Origin of the sequence: Paenibacillus sp. J45TS6 (genome assembly GCF_018403285.1) — a bacterium.
Taxonomy (GTDB): domain Bacteria; phylum Bacillota; class Bacilli; order Paenibacillales; family Paenibacillaceae; genus Paenibacillus.
The window spans coordinates 391,969-412,826 of sequence record NZ_BOSJ01000002.1; the positions used below are offsets into that span (position 1 = coordinate 391,969).

Consider the following 20,858-nt stretch of genomic DNA (forward strand, 5'->3'; position numbering starts at 1 on the left):
GGCCGCAAGCCCTGTTATTCATGGGTTTGCGGCCTTCTGTATTTTAAATCTAATTTAGCACTTTTAATGTATGGTCCTGCGCTTCTGTCTTCTCTTTTCTGCCTACCATCACATAGTAGACGAAGAAAGATACGACAAGGAGTCCTGCCATCGCCATGTACATTCCTCTATATCCAATGAATGGAGTCAGGAACCCGAGTAAGAATGGACCTACGCCGATTCCGAGATCTAAGAAGATATAAAATGTAGAGGTAGCAAGCCCCATACGGTGTACTGGAGATTTTTTCACTGCGTATGCCTGTGCGCTTGCCTGTGTTGTACCGTATCCAAGGCCTACAAATACTGCAGACAGTAGAAGAATGAGTCCTGAATGAACCTGACTTAACAGAATCATTGCAATAATAAAACAGATAATCGCCGGATACATTACAAAGTTAACGCCATGTTTATCAAACCATTTACCCGTAAACGGTCTTGTCAGGATAACGACAACGGCGTACACGATGAAGAAGAAACTGACGACTTCTGTTAGATTGATCTGTCCAGCATACAGCTTTAAGTAAGAAAGAATGCTAGAATAGGCAAGCCCCATAAATAGGATTGTGATCGCAATGGGTATTGCTTTTGGCTCGAAAAAGTTAGAGATTTTAAAGCCTTTCATTTCACTCTTTTGTTCCGCTGTCAGCGTAAGTTTAGGCACATTCAAGAATAAGCCGGCCAGCAGTGAGAATACAGCAAGTACAGCACATAATACAAAGTTTCCAGTGACTGAGCTGTTGTTACTGATCATTACACCGAGGAAGGGTCCGATTGCAGAAGCGACGATAATACTTACCCCGTAGTAGCCTGTCCCTTCTCCTCTTCTGCTGTGTGGTATAAGACTAGCAGAGATGGTACCTGTGGCTGTCGAAGCCAAAGCAAAAGCCAAACCATGAAAGAAACGGATAATGAGCAAGGTAGTTATGCTGCTGATAAAGAAGTAACACAAGCTCAGGATGGTGAAGAAAATAAGTCCTGTAAATAACATACGTCTACGGCCCACATCCTCCATTAATCTTCCAGCTGCAATACGTCCCAGTAGAGCGCCGATAACAAAAATACTGGATCCTAACGCTGCGATGCCATCACTGACATGAAATTCATCTATAGCATAGGAAGGAATAATAACGACAAGCAAGTAAAAACATAAAAACAATAAGAAGTTCACACCAAAAACGATTAGGAAGTCTTTCGTCCATAATCGTTCTTTTGTATCTGCAGTTTCCAACTCCATCACCTTTTTTCAATAATTTTGTTTCGGACTTGATCCATCACCTGAATGACCAGATTCTGTTCCTCAGGCGAAACACCCTCCATAATGCTCTTCTCATACTCATCCAGCAGAAGACGGATTTTCGACGCAACTTCCTTGCCCTTCTCCGATAACTGGATCCTTTTCTCCCGCTTGTCACTGACCGGAATTTGCTCCACATATCCAAGGCGAAGAAGCGTCATTACGGTTCTTGTAATCGTAGGTTTCTCCACATATAAATGTTTAGATAGCTCCACGAGCGAAAAACTGCACTGATACATATCAAGGTAATACATGATAGACCACTGGGCGTTGTGAAGCTCATAATCCGCAAGAATACGATTCAGCTCACTGACAAAGGGACGATACAGCAAAAAGTATTTATGAAAAAAAGTTCTATGGTCCTCCATTTTCAACCCCCGAAATTTAGTTACTCTAGGTAACTACTTTTATAAGTATAATGAAACTTTTTACATATGTAAAGTTATTTCTGAAAATATTCGCAATATCTTGATCAGTTTTCAGGGTGTTTCATTAAGGTTTCAAGTTGATAAAGATGTTGCCGTTTTGGTGAGTTAAAACAAAAAAGCAACCTCCCTCTGGCTTCATTACCAGTGGTGATTGCTTTTTGTTCCGCCAATGACGGACTAGTTCGTTTTCGCTTTTTTGAAAATCAAATGATCAAGTGACCAGCGTGTCGTTTCTGCAAATACCAGATATAGAGCAATAAGCATGAACGAGAGATCAAGCTCGTATCCATTAAGCAGCCCCATAGAAAGCTTAGTAGTAAGTACTGCGCCCAGCAGAATAATGAACAATATAGCAGACACATACCGAGTGAACAAACCGAGGATCAGCAGAATTCCTCCAATAAGTTCTACTGGCCCAACGATATAAGCCAAGAATCCAGGAATATTAATACTTTCAAACCATCCAGCTACATTACCAAGCCCTGTGTTAAACTTGTCCATCCCATGTGCAAGGAATAAAATACCGAACACAACCCTCATAATGGTTGTCACTATATTCATTTTCATCATGCTTCCCCCTAAATATGTTCCGAATTATTAGTAATACAGAACTTTTATTTATATATAAAATTACAGGGTACTTGTGTTAATGTCAACAAAAATATAGTTAATATATATTTTATATTCATATTTCTAATATTTTAGTCTGCTTAATGCTCCCAAAACTGTGCGATCGTCCCCACAAAATGATAAACTATAAAGAATGATAAGGTTGAGATGAAAGGATGAATAACCCTTGGATATTGGCTCTACCATTCGTTCTATACGTAAACGCAAAAACATTACCATTGCTCAAATATGTGAAATGACAGGTTTATCTCAAGGTTTCATGAGTCAGGTGGAGACGAACAAGACCTCTCCCTCTATCGCTACACTTGAACATATTGCTGACGCACTGGGAGTTCCTTTAGCTTATTTACTGCTCAAGAAAGAAGAACGGATGCAGATCATTCGCAAGGAAGATCGGAAGCAGACCTCAAGTGGTCCTGATGAGCTGAAAGTATCTCATCTTGCCACCACCAAGCATGTCCGAATGATGATTGTTGAAATGCCGCCTGGCTCTTCTACCGGAGAGAAGCCGCACGCTCATGAAGGGGAAGAAGTTCATCTTGTCATGAAGGGGAAAGTCTTAGCTGAACAAGGAGAAGAAGGCGTAGTACTAACCGAAGGCGATTCTTTTAGCTGGAACGCCTGTACTCCGCACAAAGTAAAAAATATCGGTGAGGAAACAGCACTCATCATGATCTCGATATATACAGACGAACCCAAAGATTGGACTGCGCTATAGCAGCCATACAAGAGTGAAGCGACAACACAAAAAAAAGCCTGCACTGACATGGGTCAGAGCAGGCTTTGCTATTATCTATTCAGCCCGTGTGCTCAGATGAGCAGCTGGGCTATGCTTTATTTTTCCTAACTGGAGAAAGGAGTCTTTCATCTCTTGTCCTTCTTTGATTTCCTTGCTGCAAAGCACACTGCACTCACGGAAAGCGGTATGCTGACAGCCATAGCATGTCCCATACTGAATGCTGGTCAAAGCTTCATTAATCGCATCTCCCGTATGATCATAGAAATGAGATTCCCCGATCTTCTCGTATAAACCTGTCCGCTGTAATAAGGATAACGGCTGTGACTGAATACCCGAAATGAGCAGCTTGCCTCCCGCAGAATGTACTTTTTCGACAAGTGTTTCTAACATGAGTTCAGCTGTTGTATCCATAAAAGGAACTTTCCCCATCCGAAGCAAAATCACTTTATTCTCTTCTGCAGCGGATAAAGGAATCGTGTCATCAAACCGATAAGCTGCACCAAAAAATAACGGTCCTTCCATCGTGTAAATCCCAATTTGCGGGCAATCATGATGTTCGCTCACCATATGAGGTTTCACTTTGACTGTCTCTGGATCAGGCAGTACTTTAGATACGTTATGCGTATCGCCCATTTGCTTCACAAACAAAATGGCAGCGAGCACAAGACCTACCTCAACCGCAAGCGTCAAATCAGTAAACACGGTAAGCAAAAAGGTAATGACAAGCACGAGTGAATCTCCCGTTTTTGTCTTGAACAAACGAGCAAACTCTTTTCGTTCACTCATATTCCACGCAACCACCATCAAAACAGGCGCCATAGCTGCTAGAGGTATATTCGAAGCGTAGGGTGCAAACAGTAAAAGGATTAAGAATACAACAATCCCGTGAATGATTCCTGACATCGGCGATACCGCACCGCTTTTAATATTGGTAGCTGTTCTTGCGATCGCACCTGTTGCGGCAATCCCGCCAAACATCGGGGCAGCAATATTCGCAATCCCTTGGCCAATGAGCTCCCTATTACTGTCATGCTTATCTCCCGTCATTCCATCTGCAACAACCGCAGAGAGCAAGGACTCAATGGCTCCGAGCATCGCAATCACAAAAGCAGGCTGTATGAGCTGTGTTATTCGTTCCCAAGTAATATGAGGGAACTGAAACTTAGGAAGTTCACTTGGAATAGCCCCATACGCAGAACCAATTGTAGCTACTTCTCCCTTAAAGAACAGGGTGGCTACCACGGTTGCGAGCACCAGACCCACTAGGGAACCAGGCACTTTGGGAGCATATTTTTTCAGCACTAAAATAGCCACCAAAGAAACGACAGCTGTGATGATACTATATATATTTATAGTAGAGATGTGAGCGCCGATCTCTTTCATGTTATCGATAAAAGCTTCATGACGTTCCATCCCGGTGAGACCTAGAAAATTCCCAATCTGACCTGTAAGAATAATAACAGCGATCCCTGCTGTGAACCCAATGGTAACCGGTCTTGGAATAAACTTAATGAGTACTCCAAGCTTAAAAACTCCCATCAGTACCAGCAAGACACCCGCCATCATCCCTGCAATGAGCAGGTTTTCATACCCATACTGCATCCCAATCGCAAAAAGAATCGGGATAAAGGCGCCCGTAGGACCGCCAATCTGAAATTTCGACCCTCCAAACAAGGAGATCAGAATCCCGGCAATAATCGTCGTATAAATTCCATACTCCGGTTTCACACCGGATGCAATAGCAAAAGCCATCCCTAGAGGAATGGCAATAATTCCAACGATTGTACCTGACACGATATCCTTACGCAAAGAAGCCATATTATAGCCTTTGAATCGGCCCCATCCTGTCATATACGATAACCTTCTTTTCTTTAAATATTTGATTATTTGAATATATGAAGTATAATACGACGCCCTGCTGAAAAAATCAACGTCAAAAATCACAACACGTTCACTTACACGTCTTGTTAATTTTTACGCATATCTTCGAGCATGGAAATCGCACTGACTAGTTGTTTATCAAAAATTTGTTTAGCAATAGACAGTAGTTCCTTAATAAGAGGATCCCGAAGAGAGTAAATAACGGAAGTTCCTTCTTTCACACTAGATACCACATTTTTGGAACGAAGTACGGCAAGCTGCTGAGAAACTGCCGAGCCTTCAGATCCAAGAATGGTTTGGATTTCGTTGACTGTCTTTTCTCCTTCGCTGAGCACCTCAAGTATTCGGATACGCATAGGGTGAGCCAGCGCCTTGAAAAATTCAGCTTTAAATTGTTGGACTTCATTATTCATAGGTAGTAAACTCCTTGGATTGTTCCTGAAAATATATTGTTATCATAGCACAGGACCTGCTGTGCTGAAACCTCTAGTCAAAAGTTGACTATTCAATGGGCTTATCTACTGGGTAATGGATAGAAGCTGCTGAATTTCAAATAAACTTAAAATAGAGGAGACCATGGATTATGAAGCAAGCCATGATTATTATCAATCCTTCCTCGGGGAAAGAAAAGGCGCTCGTGTATGTCCGCCAAGTGGAAGATATCTTGCACAACAAGGGATATGAAGTCAGTGTATGTGAGACTGTCAAACCACTCGATGCAACAAAATTCTGTCTACAGGCCTGCAAGGAATATGTTGATCTTGTAGTCTCTATCGGTGGTGACGGTACCCTTCATGAAACGATTAACGGACTCATAGATCAAGAATACCGACCTACACTGGGTGTTGTGCCTCTTGGTACAATAAATGATTTCGCCCGTGCGCTGAACATTCCCCTTGATCCGGAAAAAGCCATCCATACCCTGACATCATCCATCGTCAAAACCGTCGATATTGGCAAAATGAATGACCGCTTGTTCGCCAATGTCGTTGCGGTAGGTTCTTTAGCGGAATCATTATCTTCCGTCTCTTCTGAAGAAAAGACGAAACTTGGTGCTTTTGCCTATTTAAAAGAAGGATTCAAAGAATTAATAAAAACTTCATCACACCCTCTTACCATTATGCATGATGGAGAGTCCTGGATCGGTGAGTCGCTTTTATTTGTAGTTGCACTCACAAACTCCGTAGGCGGCTTTGAAAAAATGGTCCCAGAGGCATCCGTTGATGACGGTCTGCTCCACTGTTTTATCATAAAAGATATTAATGTATTTAACACGATTACAGTAGGTACATCTTTGTTATTTGGAAGCCTGAAAGAACATAAGGATGTCGTCTATTTTACCGCCAAACAGGTTCAAGTAACTTCATCAGAACAGATCCATACCAACGTCGATGGCGAGGATGGTCCTCCTCTTCCACTCGAACTCCGCATCCTGCCTTCTCATATTGAGGTCATTGTGCCGGAAAAGTAATTCGTTATTCTATTATGAAGCCTTGCTGTAAGGGTGGACACAGTTCCGCCCTTTTTCCTTAGCCATATAGAGAGCCTCATCGGCCTGTCTCATAAGTGTAATTAAAGGAAGTGATTCTCCCTGCTGCATATGGACATGCGTTACTCCAAAACTGGATGTGACCCGGACCTCCTTGCCATTCACAAGCATACACTTTTCAGCAATATGAGCTCTTATGGAATCAGCCACTTTATAAGCCTCGGTCAGCGAAGTCTCCGGCAGACATAATATGAATTCATCGCCTCCATACCTGCCTGCAATATGTACCGGCTGTATATTTGTTTTGACTGCTTCTGCAACATGGGTAAGAACAATATCACCTGCTTCGTGTCCAATCTTATCATTCACTTGTTTAAAATAATCGACGTCAAACATAATCATGGAGAAAGACCCTCCTGATTGACTGAGCTTGTTCAAGTAGTTCTCAGATTCACGCATCAGTGCCCTTTTATTGAGCATTCCTGTCAAACTGTCGGTATCGGCAAGTTCTTTTAACTTTTCCTCCATGACAACTCGCTCTGTAATATTCGCAAAGGAAACGATCGTTCCGATTCTCTCCTTATGTTTATTTCGAATGGGTGCAAAATGAATATGATAATAACGGGTTACTCCACTATGTAAAAACTGCTGATCTTGATCTCTTCCTGCCTCAATAATCGGAATCAGCTCAGGATAACCGCTAAACACTTCACTAATCTGCATTCCGATCGCTTTTTTATGAAGTGTAGGTACGATATCTAACATGGCCTGGTTATAATCAACGACCATTTCTTTCTCGTTAAGCACCACAATTCCATCTTCCATATTCGTAAATACGATATCTCTTGCAATGGGGATGACATCAAACATTTGGTATCGCAATAGCGCAATACCATGAAATATAAACGAGATACTTGTAAAAACGGGTCCGAGGTCGATTCCATATGGACTCAGCTCCATCAAATAAAGAAAGCCGCCCATTAACGGAACCATTAGACCGAAGACCATCACCAGGATTTGAATCCGAAACTGAGGCCTATGCGCCCCAAGAAGCCCTCGAAGCAAAACCGTAACCCCTGCGATCATACATCCATATAAAAAAGCGGAATGCACACCAAACCATAACCCGTATTCTAAATCCGCCATAGGAAAAGGACTATCGCTACGAAGTTTCATTGATGTGTAATACAGATGGTGAAAGTCGTTTGTCGCTTGCAGCAATAGGGTGATGACAGGAATCAGAAATAGACTGTAGAAAATAGACCGTTTTAGTTGAAGTCCCACGTATTCTATGCACATGAGTAAAGTAAATACTGGGATCAGCGCCAGTGGGATATACTCGATTTTAATCCAGAACATAATCCTCTCTATGGACGTGCTCACCAGTTCAAAAATATAAGCAAAAGAAAAAAGGGAGGCTAATAGAGATAAAATAATGTAATAACGGCCTCCCGGAGAATTCTTAAATGTTAGCGTACCGTAAATGCATAAAAAGACACTGAGTGTCCCTCCAAATAGAATGATAATAATAGGAGCCAGCAACTCTTCTGTCATACTCATATTCTCATCTTCACCAGCCCCGATTTTAAATCTAATGTCTTATTATATAGCAGAAACTTCCATAAAAACAGCAGTAAATTACAAAAATCGACAAATTCAAAAAACCTCGAAGTTCTCCCTTACAGAGAAATCGAGGTTCACCCATACTATAAGCCTTAGATGCCGCCAGCGGCTTCCCATTTTGCAATTTCTTCACGGACAATAGGGGCAACTTTGGTACCGAGCAGTTCAATCGCCCGCATTACGTCCGCGTGCGGCATCGTACCGAGAGGAACATGCAGCATAAACCGGGTGATGCCCACATTTTTACGCAGATGAATGATTTTCTCTGCCACCGTCTGCGGGTCCCCTACATATAGTGCACCTTCGAGACTACGAGCCGCATCATAACTTGAACGAGTATAAGAAGGCCATCCACGTTCCTTACCAATGACGTTCATACTCTGCTGTGTCGGCAGGAAGAAGGTATCTACTGCGGATTCTAAATCATCGCCTACAAAACCATGAGAATGAGAAGCAACCGGAAGCTTGGAAGCATCATGACCGGCATGGGCAGCTGCCTTTTTATATAACTGAACCAGCGGCGCAAACTGAGTCGGTCTGCCCCCGATGATCGCTAGTACAAGCGGTAGACCAAGTAGTCCCGCACGAATGACGGACTCCTGATTCCCGCCGCTTCCAATCCATACCGGCAGCGGGTCTTGGACCGGACGCGGATATACGCCTAGATTGTGAATCGCTGGGCGATGCGTGCCACTCCAAGATACTTTCTCAGATTCACGTAACTTTAATAGTAGATCTAGTTTTTCATCAAACAACGTATCATAATCGTTCAGATCATATCCAAACAAGGGGAAGGATTCAATAAAAGAACCTCGTCCTGCCATAATCTCAGCCCGGCCATTTGAAATACCATCTAGTGTAGCAAAATCCTGAAAGACGCGTACCGGATCAGCCGAAGATAATACCGTTACTGCACTTGTTAAGCGAATACGACTCGTTTGAGCTGCGGCTGCAGCCAGTACCATAGCGGGACTCGAAGCCGCATAATCTTTCCGATGATGCTCCCCTACTCCATATACATCAAGGCCCACCTGATCTGCAAGCACGATCTCCTCGACTACTTCACGCAAACGCTGTGCGTGGCTCATGACTTCACCTGTGTGCACATCCGGAGAAGTTTCTGCAAACGTACTAATGCCGATCTCCATCCTAACCCCTCCAAATATATATATATATTTAAAATCGTAAGTAAATAACTTTATTATAATAACTATATATTGAAGGTTTACCTTTGTTTTGGCAAGAGGTTTCTTTTCCTTGGTCATCTCTTGTCTCTGAATCATAAAAAAGCCATTCCTGTACGGGAATGACTTTTTTATCATATTGCTCTTATCTACTTTTGGCTTTTTTCTATACCTTTTTAACAAACTCTGACTTTAATTTCATCGCTCCAAATCCATCGATCTTACAATCGATATCGTGATCTCCGTCAATGAGGCGGATATTTTTCACTTTTGTACCGATCTTGATCACAGATGAGCTTCCTTTTACTTTCAGATCCTTAATTACAGTTACGGTATCTCCATCGTTTAGCACGTTACCATTCGAATCTTTAATTACTCTTGTATCTTCATTGCTTTCCATATCAGCAGGGTTCCACTCATGGAAACACTCGGGACATACTAGCGAAGTTCCATCTTCGTACGTATATTCAGAATTACATTTCGGACAGTTAGGCAAATCAGACATCTTTTCATTCCTCAATTCCTTAGATATTTGTTTGTCGTAGACAGACCTTTCGGTCCTTAGTCCGTTATATAATATCATAATTTTCAGATATTAAGAAATATGCAAATAGATTTAGTCTTGTAAACGGTAACAGTTGTATGTCAAAATCAATAGGGAGCATAGCTTGTCTACATAAAAAGGAGGAACATGAATGAGAACGATGAAACTTGGAAGCAGTTCACTTGAAGTACCCGTTATAGCGGTAGGCTGTATGCGTATAAACTCTCTGGATAAAGCGGGAGCTGAACATTTTGTTCAAACAGCTCTTGAAGAGGGAGCAAACTTCTTTGATCACGCGGATATTTACGGCGGTGGAGAATGCGAAGAAATCTTCGCAGACGCCATTCATATGAACGATGACATCCGAGAAAAGATCATCCTCCAATCCAAATGCGGCATTCGAAATGGCATGTTTGATTTTTCCAAAGAGCATATTTTGGATTCGGTTGACCGTATTCTGGCACGTCTCAAAACCGATTATTTAGATACCTTGCTGCTTCATCGCCCTGATGCTCTGGTTGAACCAGAAGAGGTGGCTGAAGCGTTTGATCTCCTAGAGAGTTCAGGTAAAGTCCGTCACTTTGGGGTGTCCAACCTGAACCCGATGCAAATTGAACTACTAAAGAAATATGTGAAACAGCCTTTAATTGCAAACCAACTGCAGCTTAGCATCACGAATACAACGATGATCTCGAGCGGCATTAATGTAAATATGAATAATGAAGCTGCCGTCAATCGGGACGGAAGTATACTTGATTATTGCAGACTGCACGATATCACCATTCAGCCATGGTCTCCATTCCAATATGGATTCTTCGAAGGGGTGTTCCTCGGAAGCGATAAATTCCCTGAACTGAATCAAACCATCGACGAGATTGCAGAGAAATACTCCGTAAGTAATACGACGATGGCAATCGCCTGGTTACTTCGCCATCCTGCACAAATGCAGCCTGTCATTGGAACCATGAATCTGGAACGTCTAAAAGACTGCTGTAAAGCAGCTGATATTCGTATCACTCGTGAGGAATGGTATGAAATTTACCGCGCAGCCGGGAACATTCTTCCATAAAGCAAAGCAGATAACGACACTATTATTAATAAACCAAGCCTCTGTTTTTCGGAACAGAGGCTATATTTTTAGCAACCAGCCTACGGCTCTTCTAAAGTCGTTACCTCTGAGAAGTTCGAACAGGGGGAATAAGACACCAGCAAGTCCTATCTGCATCAGCAGGCTGGAAGACAACCGGTTGTAAATGTCCCGCGTACCGAATTGTAGTGTTCTCCGTGTCAAAGTGACGCAATGCATCATATACGAATTTGCTGTTTAATGAAACTTGAAAATCCATGCCGGTCTTCATCGAGGTGGAGAGTTCGTCATTCATATCCCCTACTTCGGAGAGATTAGAATGAAGTTTTATTTTGTTACCGATTATGGAAAAATGAATGATATTTTCGCTTGCGAGTACAGAGGCACGTTCTATCGATTGCAAAAGGCTTGCGGTATGGAGAGTCACCTCTGACCCGGTCGATTTGGGAATGAGATGTTCGGTGTGAGGATAATCTCCTTGAAGAAGAACGGATTGGAGCTTTAACTGACCAGATACGAACCTAATGTTATTTGTGTTGATTTGAATTTCTGTTTTACCTTCCATCGTTTTCATTACTTTAAGCAGTTCTTTGATACTTTTTCTGGGAACAACCACTCGCTGGCCTATATCATGCTTGACCTCTAGTACTTCTATAGTCATTGTTGCTAGTTTTATACTATCTGTTGCCGTCAAAGTCAGCTTCTTGTCCTTGTACTCAAAGAGCACACCTGTTAAGAGTGGCCGTGACAATGTATCTACTGTTGCTGACAAGGTTTGTTTTATCGCTGATAGAAGAGATTTGTTAGATACAAAGAACCTAGTCTTATCGTCACCTGCATTGTGCCGTAGTAAAGGAAAACATTCTGCCGATTCTGTCCCCCTTATACGAAAATGGGCTTTATTCGAAGAAATTATAAGAGTCGATTTATCACTCGCCTTTAACGTAACGAGCCCTGTACCTAGCTTCCGTATAACTTCGTATAAGTACATCGCTGGAACCATTATGCTTCCTGTCTGCTCTATGGAACAGATGCGATCATCACGGTCTCCAATAATAACCGTATGTTCAAAGATGAAAGTGGAGTTGCTTGCTGTAAATGTAAGTTGATCCTTATTAGCCTGAATATGTACACCTGGGATTCCCAGCATCGTATCTTGAGATACCGCTCTCATGACAAGCCGAAGTGCTTGGTACAATTCCTCCCGTTCTACTACCAGAAGCACATTCATCACCTCAGCCTCTCTAAACTATGTTATTTAGATAAAAAATACTGCTCCATCATGGTGCGTATCGCTTCTGATTTAGATAATTCTAATTCTGCACAATGTTTTTCGAACTGCTCCCACATTTCCTCCGTTAAGGTCAGCGATACCTTTTTGGTTACACCTATACTTTTTCGTCCTGCACCTTCACGAAGCCCGCCTTTGGTAAAAAGAAATCCTAGCTGACCTTCTTTATTTGAAACGCCTACTTTAATATTGTCATCGGTCAAATCTATCCCCCCCTAAAATTGAATTAAGTAACTTAAATCATATGCATAATTCAATCATATCACTACTCTAATCTATTTACAATATTTTCAAGTCGGTAGAGGCATAAATAAAAGAGACCTCTTCTAAGAGATCCCTTTCGCTGCTGTATTTTCAGATCATTTCTTCGCTCTCACACTTCATACTCAGGTTCATACTCACTGAGCTTTCCTTCGTAGATCAGTTTCATGCGATCGCTTTGCCGGAAATCATCGGGGGTGACGAGTGCAGGCAGCTTATCCCATATTTTTATCCCGGATCGTTGCAGGATCTCTGCCACAAACTGTGAGCAAAAGTAAGAGTTACTGAATTCCACAGGTTCTTTGAGCGCAATGCCGATCACTCCAAGAATGTTATATAAATACTTCTCGCGTTTCTGGATAAATACTTGCAGGACCCGCTTCATCTTCTCCACTTCACGTTCCGTCACCTTTAGCTCATAGATAACACATGTCGTATTCGGATATTTACTGAATGTGCCTGTCTTCAGATTCTCTTTTACAAAGCCGCCATTCAAGGGATTATTCGGGTTCTTCCTCCCAAAACTATACATCTCCGAAAGCTCTCGGTTAAAAGAGATGGAGGCATGATTGTAAGGTGCTCTTGTGTACGTTTGAATGATCTGTGTAAACAATGTTCCTGTATTGGTAAGTAAGATAAAGATAGATGGATTCGATGCCATTACGAAATTTCCCCTTATCAAATGTGAAGGTTTCCCTCATAATAACATATGATTCTTTTAATGGAATTTTACTTCAAGTTAAGTTGGTGATTTTCGTGAACCGTTCGTTTCTTACCATTGTCCTTATCTTTGCAGCCTTACTGGCCATACAACTCGTCTATTATTTGGTCGACAAATATGAGAAAAGCAAAGATTATACCGCTATTGGCACACGTCTTAAAACGTGGTGGGGTATGTTTTTTATCTTCTGTTTAGCTACCCTTTTTAACCCGGTGGTGTCTCTCCTATCTCTGATGGCCCTCTGCTTCTTCACACTAAAAGAATACTTTTCCATGATCCGCACGAGAAAAGCAGACCGCCGGCTGTTTTTATGGGCTTACTTGTCCATCCCGGTACAGTTTTACTGGATCTATATCGGGTGGTACGGCATGTTCATTGTCTTTATACCGATCTATGTGTTCTTGTTCATTCCGCTGCCACGCCTCATTAACAAAGGAACCGTTGGTTTCTTACGCAGTGTTAGTTCGACCCAGTGGGGACTCATGTTAATGGTGTTCGGTCTGAGTCACCTCGCGTACTTCCAGTTTGCTACTCCGGAATATGGAGCAGGACTGGTGTTATTTCTTGTTGTGCTCACCCAGCTGAATGATGTCGTCCACTATTTAGCATCGATTTATTTTGGTAAACGGAAAGTGGTTCCTACCGCGAACCCTTATTTAACCTGGGAAGGTTTTGCCTTCGCGTTTGTCGTAACTACTCTGGTCTCATACTTCATCCATCCTTACCTCACACCGCTCGGTGTCACGTTTGGTGTGATTTCAGGTATGCTAATCAGCCTCAGCGGGTTCTTCGGCAGTTTGACCGTTTCCGTGCTCAAAAGAGATTTGCTCATCGGAGATGATAACAAGTTTCAAGCGCTCAAGAAGAGCTACCTTAGCCGGGTCGATAGTTTAACCTATACCTCACCGGTCTTATTTCATTTCATTCGATATTTCTTTGACTTTATGTAAGTCTATTTTCATTTTCCGAGATGATATTGTAGGCTCCATCTATTGTTTAGTAACTAGTGAACAAAGCAACAACCAGAATGAGTAACCAGATAAAAAAGGTCGATCCACATATGATGATTTCAAAAAAATGAAGTCGCATTACTTTATAATCACTCTGTTTGGCTTGGCGAATCCCTAAGAAGTCACCATGCTGAAAAATATAAATAAAACCACAAGCAAAAACGAAACCACCCGTTATAAATGTCCCTGAAGGTAAACTCATCACATAGTAGGGATTCCCGCTTGTCTCTAAGCCCAAGGTAAATCCAAATTGCTTAGATAATAAAAAGGTGAACACAATCAGAGTGAACAGAATCAGCGGTATACTAAAGGGATGTGTTCGGTAATCAATTCGTTTCAGTAGATCTTGAACTCTACGACTTTTCGGTTCAAGATCCGCCGTTACTTGATCTTCCGTTTCCTCTTGCACAATCTCCAAAAACCAATAACCGGTCATCCCTATGAAAATAACAGGATTCAGCAGGCGTATTGCCAACCCAAAATCATAAATAGCAAGGAGAATAAAGAAGACAAGCAAAATTAAAAATGCTCTATTTGCTAATTTCTCACCATCTGCCCATACTTTTTGGAGAAAAACTCGGTGATTCTTACCTCCTTCTGCTTTGCTGTTTATTCCATTCGGAGTCACCTGCCGCTGTCCAAACAGAATGATCAGATGAGCAGCCAAAGTTAAGCTAAGTCCGAGAATAAGGTAGATGAACGCTTCTGCCGGATACGTAACATATGTATCGTAATGTTCCACAATCCAGAGACCATCCACAACGATACAGGTGAGTCCAATGAACAAGATATAAGGAGCTGCCCTTCTAATCATGCTTCTTCACCCCCTTATGCTTCATCATAATAAATTCGTATATGTTAACATACTAGAATGATATGAAATGTAAGGATTCCAATTCATATCATATATTGTATTATGAGGAAATTCTAGCATAGACAAGCTTATTCTCAAGCCCACTTGTTATAACGTGATAGAATCTAACACATAGAATAGAAATCAAGAGAGGACGAGCACGGTGGAGGAAATAAAAGATTGGAAAAACGGTGCAGTCGGTCGCCCCTTTATTGCCTCGTTTAGCGGCGGCAAAGACAGCGTTCTAGCTCTGTATAAAGGCATGAAAACAGGCAGAGCTATTGGGCTCATTGTCATGTTAGAAGAGGAGGGAAAACGATCCCGATCTCACGGCATGCCTCCCACGCTTATTCAAGCTCAAGCTGAATCGATTGGACTACCGGTATTTACGGCTGCTGCAAGCTGGGAAGGGTACGAATCTGCATTTATGGGACTCCTTATACAAGCTAAGAATCAAGGAGCAGAAGTGCTGGTCACAGGAGATTTAGATGTGCCTGCTCATGGTTGTTGGCATGAGAAAGTGACGCAAAATGCGGGTTTAGGGCTTGGGATGCCGTTATGGGAGATGGACCACAAGGAGGCGGTGAAAGAATTCATCGACCTTGGCTTTACTACCATTGTAGTTACGGTCAATTTATCTTTAGGCATGCGAGAAGAGGATTTAGGAAGAACCTTAACTCATGACTATATAAAAGAACTGGAGGCCCGCGGTATTGACCCATGCGGGGAAGGTGGAGAGTTTCACACCACGGTAATTGACGGCCCTATATTCAAGCAACCTATTCCTGTGCGAAAATGTGCGATTCGTAAAGAAGGCGTATATGCCTTTTACCATTAGAGCTCAATAAAGCTGTAGAGTTCAATTCATAAATACTGCAAAAAATAAGAGCACCCTGCGGGGTGCTCTGGGTGCTCTTTTTTTTGAATTACCTTACTTACTATTATTGATGATATACATTAATTGTACCAGGCTGCCCTCTACTTTGTAGGCCACTACAAACGTATAGTATCCCTTCTCTTCATTCGTTAAATCAAAGGTGAATTTTTCAGGGGATTGCGACCATTCACTAACATCAAGCGCTGTCTCTTTGAATGTTTTATTGTTTCGAATTACTGCTGTTTCAGGGATTACTTTATTACCATCTATCCCTGTAACGAGATTATCCACTTCAACAACAGGTCCATTTAATTGTGCTACTTCCACGTATTGAGGATCCAGAGTGAAGTTATTGAGTTTCACCAAGCCGCCGAGCGGAGAGTAATCTGTGACTTCATTTCCACTGATATTAAGGGTCTCCAGATTTATGGCATACTCTAATCCTTCAAGAGAACGAACTCGATCTCTTCCCCCAGGCACACAGGTTAATGAAGTAAGATGATACATATCACCTAGTGTTAATTCCCCGGTAACGCCTAACATTTTCTTAATCGTGTCACTTAAATAGCTGTCTTTTACCGTTATGACTTGAGTGAGGTCTATTCGTGTTAAACCTTCTTTTGCGCTCTTCAAAGCTGCTATCGCTGCTTCAACTTCATTTTGAGTAGCTCCCTGATTAGCGAGGACCTCTTCTGCTCTAGTCAAACTGGATGCAAATACCTGGGTGCTCTCTGGAGTATACCCTTCTAAAGAAACCGCTTTTGCTTCTTGGATTGCTTGTTCAAGCTCATCCGTAAACAAGCGATTGGCATTAGCAAAATGCAGCTTCGTATCTCCCCAAGTTGCATGGTCAGACCCATTTCCATTTCCACCGTCAGTAACGACTAACCTAAGTTCTTTTGCTCCATTAATATCAACTTGAGCGAATTTCTGTGGAGCTTTTGAATTCATGATCCCGCTGTCAAATTTCTTCTCTCCATCTACAAACACCTCGAAGCTGATGGAACCTACTGAGCCATACATCTGACGATCCACCCCGACAAAAGAGGTGAAGTAATCAAAATTCTTATCCGTTAGATCATACACAATAGTGGAATTAGAGTGTGCACCAATGCCTCTTGTGTAGGAAACTTCGCTGCTATTCTCATCCGTCAATCGTAACGCCTTCGCACTAATAGAGATATCTTTCAACGGTGCTGTATAACTATTCTGCGTGGAACTCCAGTCGTAATCGGTTAGATACGTATAATCTTCCATGTCCACAACAGCTATGGTTCTTGTCTTCATCGCCGTATTGCCATCACGATCGGTTACCGTGTAAGTAATCGGATATTCTCCCGCTCTATGAAAGTTAACTTTATCTTCTCCTGTAACGATGACCTCAGAAGTTATATCACCATCTTCTGCGTCAACAGCTGAATACTCGGCACGAATTGCAATTTCTTGACCTACTATAGTAGATACCGATTTAGGTATGGAAAGCTCAGGTGCACTTGAATCCGTTGTAAATTTAGCATCAGCCCATACGGTATGGTCTTGTGCATTACCATCACCTGCATCCGATGTTACAAGTTTCACCTTTTTCGCTCCTGTAACCGGTATTTTTATGAATTTATGCTCTGTGCTTGCTTTCATTACATCACTGGAAAATTTCTTCTCACCATCTACGTAAACCTCAAATATTGCTGATGCCCTTGTTCTATCCATTGCGTAATCAAGGCCGATATAACTTTCGAAGAAATCATACCCTTTACCTTCCAAATCGTATACTACCTCAGAGTTAGCATGTACTCCGATGCCTTTTGCGTATGTCGCTGCAAGCCCCTGTCTGAGAAGAGTAATTGCATTACCGCCTGGCGCTGTATCTTTTTTGAACTGACCATAACCTACTTTAGTCGATTCGGCAGTCAGATCAGAAACATACTCCAAGTTACTCGTTACGATAACATTCGCTGCTTTCGTCAAAGTCGTTCCTTCGCTCTGAACTTCGTACACAACTTCATAGCTTCCTTTTTTCGTAACATCAACATTGCTTGATTTAATAACGACTTCACTTGTAATCTCTTTTCCTTGATAATTTACGGCTTTTACATAACCCATTGGATCAAACGTTTGGTTTAATTTCAGGGTTACATGCTCTTCTACTGATAGTTTAGGCTGAAATGCATTACATTCAATCGGGTTTAATGAGTTCAGCTTTTTATCATATACAATAATCTGATAGGTATGGTTGACGCTTGTATCTACATTTGAATCAATGAATTGACTTGTGCTTGTGAAACCAACCAGGATATCATCTCTATAAATTTCATAACCCAAGATATCATTCTGATATTTCTCATCTATACCCATGTTTAAGGTGTTCGTCTTAGCTGAAGCATTTACAGCAATACTGACCTGCACTGAATCCGATGCATCTTTATTTTCAATTCCTGTTCCTTCATATTGAAGGACCGAATTGTTTAAGTACCAAAGTTTCTTAGGTTCTGGATACTTAGCTGTCTTTACTCTAGTCTCATCTGTAACAGTGAAACCATGTCTAGCAAAATGACTGCTAACGTCATAGCCCAGTAGTTCAGAAGAAAATTCCACATAATACTGCTGTTTAGAAATATCTCCGTTTGTAAGAGAAACCTTCCGTTCACGGTACATCTTGGACAGTTCGCTCCAGTATCCTGGATGAGCAAGCTCCAATTGCCAGTAAGCACCGAGCTGTGCAGCAAGCCCTTGCTCACTCATCACCACTTTATTTTCTTCAATTACGTAGCTATAGATCGTTTCAAAAGGAATCCGATTATCAATTGCATAACTAGGATTCATGTTGTGGGCTTCTACTGACATCAACATGGATACCATATTGTTGGTCACTTCCCCATACTCACGTTCTCCTATTGCAAGACGGTGTCCGATTTCATGGTTAAGTCCCCACCCTGGAGCCACCTTACTGAAATCAGACAGCATTAATGCGACAGTTCCATTTTGAATTCCCGTATGATCACCGGCTGCATACATCGCGCCATAAGGCTGCATCAGACGGATATTTTCACGCATCAATTTTGGATCGTTCGTCTCACTGCTTCCATCGAGACCATAAGTATTAAAAATCTGACTCATCCATACGTCATAACCAGTTACTGTATCCATTGGGTTATTGCCTTTAGTAATAAACTGGTTATAAGCCTCAGCAGCCGTCCCTGTAAAAATTACATGGTCGCTGACCATCTCCACAACATCGACTACTTGGCGATCAGCCACATTAGGATGTGCTGCTTTATCCTCATCGAGTCTTTCTTTATAAGCGATCAGCTCGCCTTTAAACTGTTCTGGATCTGTATCCGAAGTCATCATCGGAATCTTTTCTACACCTTCAAAACGAAGTACTGGAGCTTCTCCCTGCTCTTCAGGTGTATAGGGATTAACAATATAGATTGTGCCGCCTTTCGTAACACTGCGGGAATAGGAGCTTGTCGCAATTTCGGGTACGGTTATTGTATTTTTCCCTGGCTTAAGCTGTACACCTTTGGCCCAACTCGACCAGGAACCTTCTTGCTGTGTGAAGACTAAGGAAGGGACTTTGGCAGCTGACTCTACCTCCAAATAGACATGGATCGTATCCCCAGGTGTAGCTGTGAATCCGGTTGGCTGGTTGTTAGTACCAAAGCTCATTCGTAAGTTTTGCTGTGCATGCTTTCTCATATCGCCGCGCTGTTCAGCCTTTATTAGTGCACTCTGCAAATCCACTTCTCCACTAACTAGCTTTCTAGCTAAGCCGAGCTGATCTTTAAAAGCAGCGTATAATGGGTGCCCATTTGCTTCTTGCTCAAGTTGATTCAATTTGTCTATTTGATTATATTCGGGTGCAACCCTACTCATCGTACCATCGGTAAAAAGGTTACCCATGGCATCTCTAACCTTATCTTCTTTATAAAAAGAAAATTCAGCTGCACTTGCCCAGTTTTGATTTGCTTTTTTGTATACAAATTTCATTCTCTTAAACGCGGTTGGGGCAAATTTAATTTCTACGATGTTCCCCGTGGAACCTATGTATTCCCCTGTAGTTACTAATGTGAAATTGCTTCCTTCATCTGTAGTCGATCCATAAATCTCAAATTCTTGCGCAAACCCTTTACCTTTAGCGCCGTCCTGTCTAGCTGCATATACGATCCGATCTAACGTAGTTATTTCACCCAGCCGAAAAACAACCTCATTCGTAAACGTTGCACTATTTGGTTTTCCGGTTTCCCATTGAGTACTCATATCTCCATCTATTGCTTTATTGATTTGAGAATTAGGGTAGTTTCCGCCATTACTTGTGATGGAGGCAATGTTCGCGTTGTCCATTTTATAAACACGATTGTACGTATGTAGTAAATCTTGCCCATATAAATCAAAAGGAACTACCGCTGCTTTGCTTACTGAACCAACCTCACTTTGTGCTGCGCTTTTTGCTAGATTAGAATTTTGCACTTCACTTGCCATAACATAACTCGTCTCACTTAACACGCTGAGAAGCATTGCCGCTGATGCAGCGATTGCTATCATTTTCTTCATACTCTCTACCTCCTGATGTGATGTGCGTACTTCTCCAACCCTTAAAACTTGCACAAAAAAAGCTACCCTTAAAGAGCAACTTATACGCATCTAAAAAAGCATAAGAAATAAACTCTGCATTCTTATACATTCTTATATCAAAAAGCGAAATACACTCTTTGGCAGCTGGCTGACAATAGTTTTGGCCGTAGTCCCTATAGCTTTGCGTCCCTATGTTTCCATAGGTTTGCCTATTAAGTTTTGGTCTTACAAAAGAAAATATGTACGGTTCTCTTTTATTATCGGAACGGATCGTATGATTTCCATATAGGTCATTAACATTAAATTTTTTTGAAATATGCAGGGTATTTGTATGT

Annotated in this window: 17 protein-coding genes, 1 pseudogene and 1 riboswitch; of the genes and pseudogenes, 5 read left to right on the forward strand and 13 right to left on the reverse strand. The window is 41.8% G+C overall.

From position 1 onward, the window contains the following. Window positions 1-49 precede the first annotated feature (49 nt). From KJS58_RS04455 to KJS58_RS04465, 3 genes are all read right to left on the reverse strand, one after another. Window positions 50-1,273, reverse strand: a complete 1,224-nt coding sequence (locus KJS58_RS04455) for an MFS transporter (RefSeq protein ID WP_213530811.1) — start codon at window positions 1,271-1,273, stop codon at window positions 50-52. Next, on the reverse strand, window positions 1,273-1,701 hold the full coding sequence (locus KJS58_RS04460; protein WP_213530813.1) for a MarR family winged helix-turn-helix transcriptional regulator: 429 nt from the start codon (window positions 1,699-1,701) through the stop codon (window positions 1,273-1,275). Before KJS58_RS04460 ends, KJS58_RS04455 begins: the two co-directional genes overlap by 1 nt. Window positions 1,702-1,938: 237 nt before the next feature. Next, on the reverse strand, window positions 1,939-2,331 hold the full coding sequence (locus KJS58_RS04465) for a DoxX family protein (RefSeq protein ID WP_213530815.1): 393 nt from the start codon (window positions 2,329-2,331) through the stop codon (window positions 1,939-1,941). Window positions 2,332-2,557: 226 nt separating this feature from the next. Between KJS58_RS04465 and KJS58_RS04470 the strand changes: the two genes are divergently transcribed. Then, the gene (locus KJS58_RS04470; RefSeq protein WP_213530817.1) at window positions 2,558-3,109 is read left to right on the forward strand and encodes a helix-turn-helix domain-containing protein; all 552 of its coding nucleotides are present in this window, start codon (window positions 2,558-2,560) and stop codon (window positions 3,107-3,109) included. 75 nt (window positions 3,110-3,184) lie between these two features. On the opposite strand, the gene KJS58_RS04475 is transcribed toward KJS58_RS04470, so the two are convergent. Then, window positions 3,185-4,981 (reverse strand): SulP family inorganic anion transporter, encoded by a 1,797-nt coding sequence (locus KJS58_RS04475; protein ID WP_213530819.1) that lies wholly within the window; start codon window positions 4,979-4,981, stop codon window positions 3,185-3,187. Between the two features lie 116 nt (window positions 4,982-5,097). After that, window positions 5,098-5,424 carry an ArsR/SmtB family transcription factor gene (locus KJS58_RS04480; RefSeq protein ID WP_213530821.1) on the reverse strand — a complete coding sequence of 109 codons (327 nt, stop codon included), beginning with the start codon at window positions 5,422-5,424 and terminating at the stop codon, window positions 5,098-5,100. A 170-nt stretch (window positions 5,425-5,594) separates the two neighbouring features. On the opposite strand from KJS58_RS04480, the gene KJS58_RS04485 reads away from it, so the two are divergent. Next, entirely contained in the window at window positions 5,595-6,482 is an 888-nt protein-coding gene (locus tag KJS58_RS04485; RefSeq protein ID WP_213530823.1) for a diacylglycerol/lipid kinase family protein, read from the forward strand. 12 nt (window positions 6,483-6,494) lie between these two features. Here the strand turns inward: KJS58_RS04485 and KJS58_RS04490 are convergent, their stop codons facing one another. The 3 genes from KJS58_RS04490 to KJS58_RS04500 all read right to left on the reverse strand — a co-directional run bounded on the left by KJS58_RS04490 (window position 6,495) and on the right by KJS58_RS04500 (window position 9,812). Then, a complete protein-coding gene (locus KJS58_RS04490; protein ID WP_213530825.1) occupies window positions 6,495-8,060 on the reverse strand; it encodes a histidine kinase N-terminal 7TM domain-containing diguanylate cyclase in 1,566 nt (521 codons plus the stop codon). Window positions 8,061-8,215: 155 nt separating this feature from the next. Then, window positions 8,216-9,271 carry an LLM class flavin-dependent oxidoreductase gene (locus KJS58_RS04495; RefSeq protein WP_213530827.1) on the reverse strand — a complete coding sequence of 352 codons (1,056 nt, stop codon included), beginning with the start codon at window positions 9,269-9,271 and terminating at the stop codon, window positions 8,216-8,218. A 202-nt stretch (window positions 9,272-9,473) separates the two neighbouring features. Then, on the reverse strand, window positions 9,474-9,812 hold the full coding sequence (locus KJS58_RS04500; protein WP_160032524.1) for a zinc ribbon domain-containing protein YjdM: 339 nt from the start codon (window positions 9,810-9,812) through the stop codon (window positions 9,474-9,476). A gap of 190 nt (window positions 9,813-10,002) precedes the next feature. Between KJS58_RS04500 and KJS58_RS04505 the strand changes: the two genes are divergently transcribed. Beyond that, on the forward strand, window positions 10,003-10,920 hold the full coding sequence (locus KJS58_RS04505) for an aldo/keto reductase (protein ID WP_213530829.1): 918 nt from the start codon (window positions 10,003-10,005) through the stop codon (window positions 10,918-10,920). A 100-nt stretch (window positions 10,921-11,020) separates the two neighbouring features. Here KJS58_RS04505 and dnaN read toward each other — a convergent pair whose 3' ends face one another. The 3 genes from dnaN to KJS58_RS04520 form a co-directional block, all read right to left on the reverse strand. Next, window positions 11,021-12,169: a DNA polymerase III subunit beta gene (dnaN, locus tag KJS58_RS04510; RefSeq protein WP_213530831.1), complete on the reverse strand. Its 1,149-nt coding sequence runs from the start codon at window positions 12,167-12,169 to the stop codon at window positions 11,021-11,023. Window positions 12,170-12,192: 23 nt separating this feature from the next. Continuing rightward, entirely contained in the window at window positions 12,193-12,432 is a 240-nt protein-coding gene (locus tag KJS58_RS04515; protein ID WP_213530833.1) for a ribbon-helix-helix domain-containing protein, read from the reverse strand. Window positions 12,433-12,602: 170 nt separating this feature from the next. After that, a complete protein-coding gene (locus KJS58_RS04520; RefSeq protein WP_213530835.1) occupies window positions 12,603-13,151 on the reverse strand; it encodes a C40 family peptidase in 549 nt (182 codons plus the stop codon). Between the two features lie 95 nt (window positions 13,152-13,246). Between KJS58_RS04520 and KJS58_RS04525 the strand changes: the two genes are divergently transcribed. Continuing rightward, complete coding sequence (locus KJS58_RS04525; protein ID WP_213530837.1) at window positions 13,247-14,161, forward strand: phosphatidate cytidylyltransferase; 915 nt, start codon at window positions 13,247-13,249, stop codon at window positions 14,159-14,161. A 46-nt stretch (window positions 14,162-14,207) separates the two neighbouring features. Here KJS58_RS04525 and KJS58_RS04530 read toward each other — a convergent pair whose 3' ends face one another. Continuing rightward, the gene (locus KJS58_RS04530) at window positions 14,208-15,035 is read right to left on the reverse strand and encodes a hypothetical protein (RefSeq protein WP_213530840.1); all 828 of its coding nucleotides are present in this window, start codon (window positions 15,033-15,035) and stop codon (window positions 14,208-14,210) included. Between the two features lie 202 nt (window positions 15,036-15,237). On the opposite strand from KJS58_RS04530, the pseudogene KJS58_RS04535 reads away from it, so the two are divergent. Continuing rightward, window positions 15,238-15,944, forward strand: a pseudogene (locus KJS58_RS04535) (Dph6-related ATP pyrophosphatase). 61 nt (window positions 15,945-16,005) lie between these two features. On the opposite strand, the gene KJS58_RS04540 reads toward KJS58_RS04535, so the two are convergent. Continuing rightward, a complete protein-coding gene (locus KJS58_RS04540; RefSeq protein ID WP_213530844.1) occupies window positions 16,006-20,502 on the reverse strand; it encodes an NPCBM/NEW2 domain-containing protein in 4,497 nt (1,498 codons plus the stop codon). Window positions 20,503-20,659: 157 nt separating this feature from the next. Beyond that, window positions 20,660-20,743: riboswitch (cyclic di-GMP riboswitch) on the reverse strand. Window positions 20,744-20,858 lie beyond the last annotated feature (115 nt).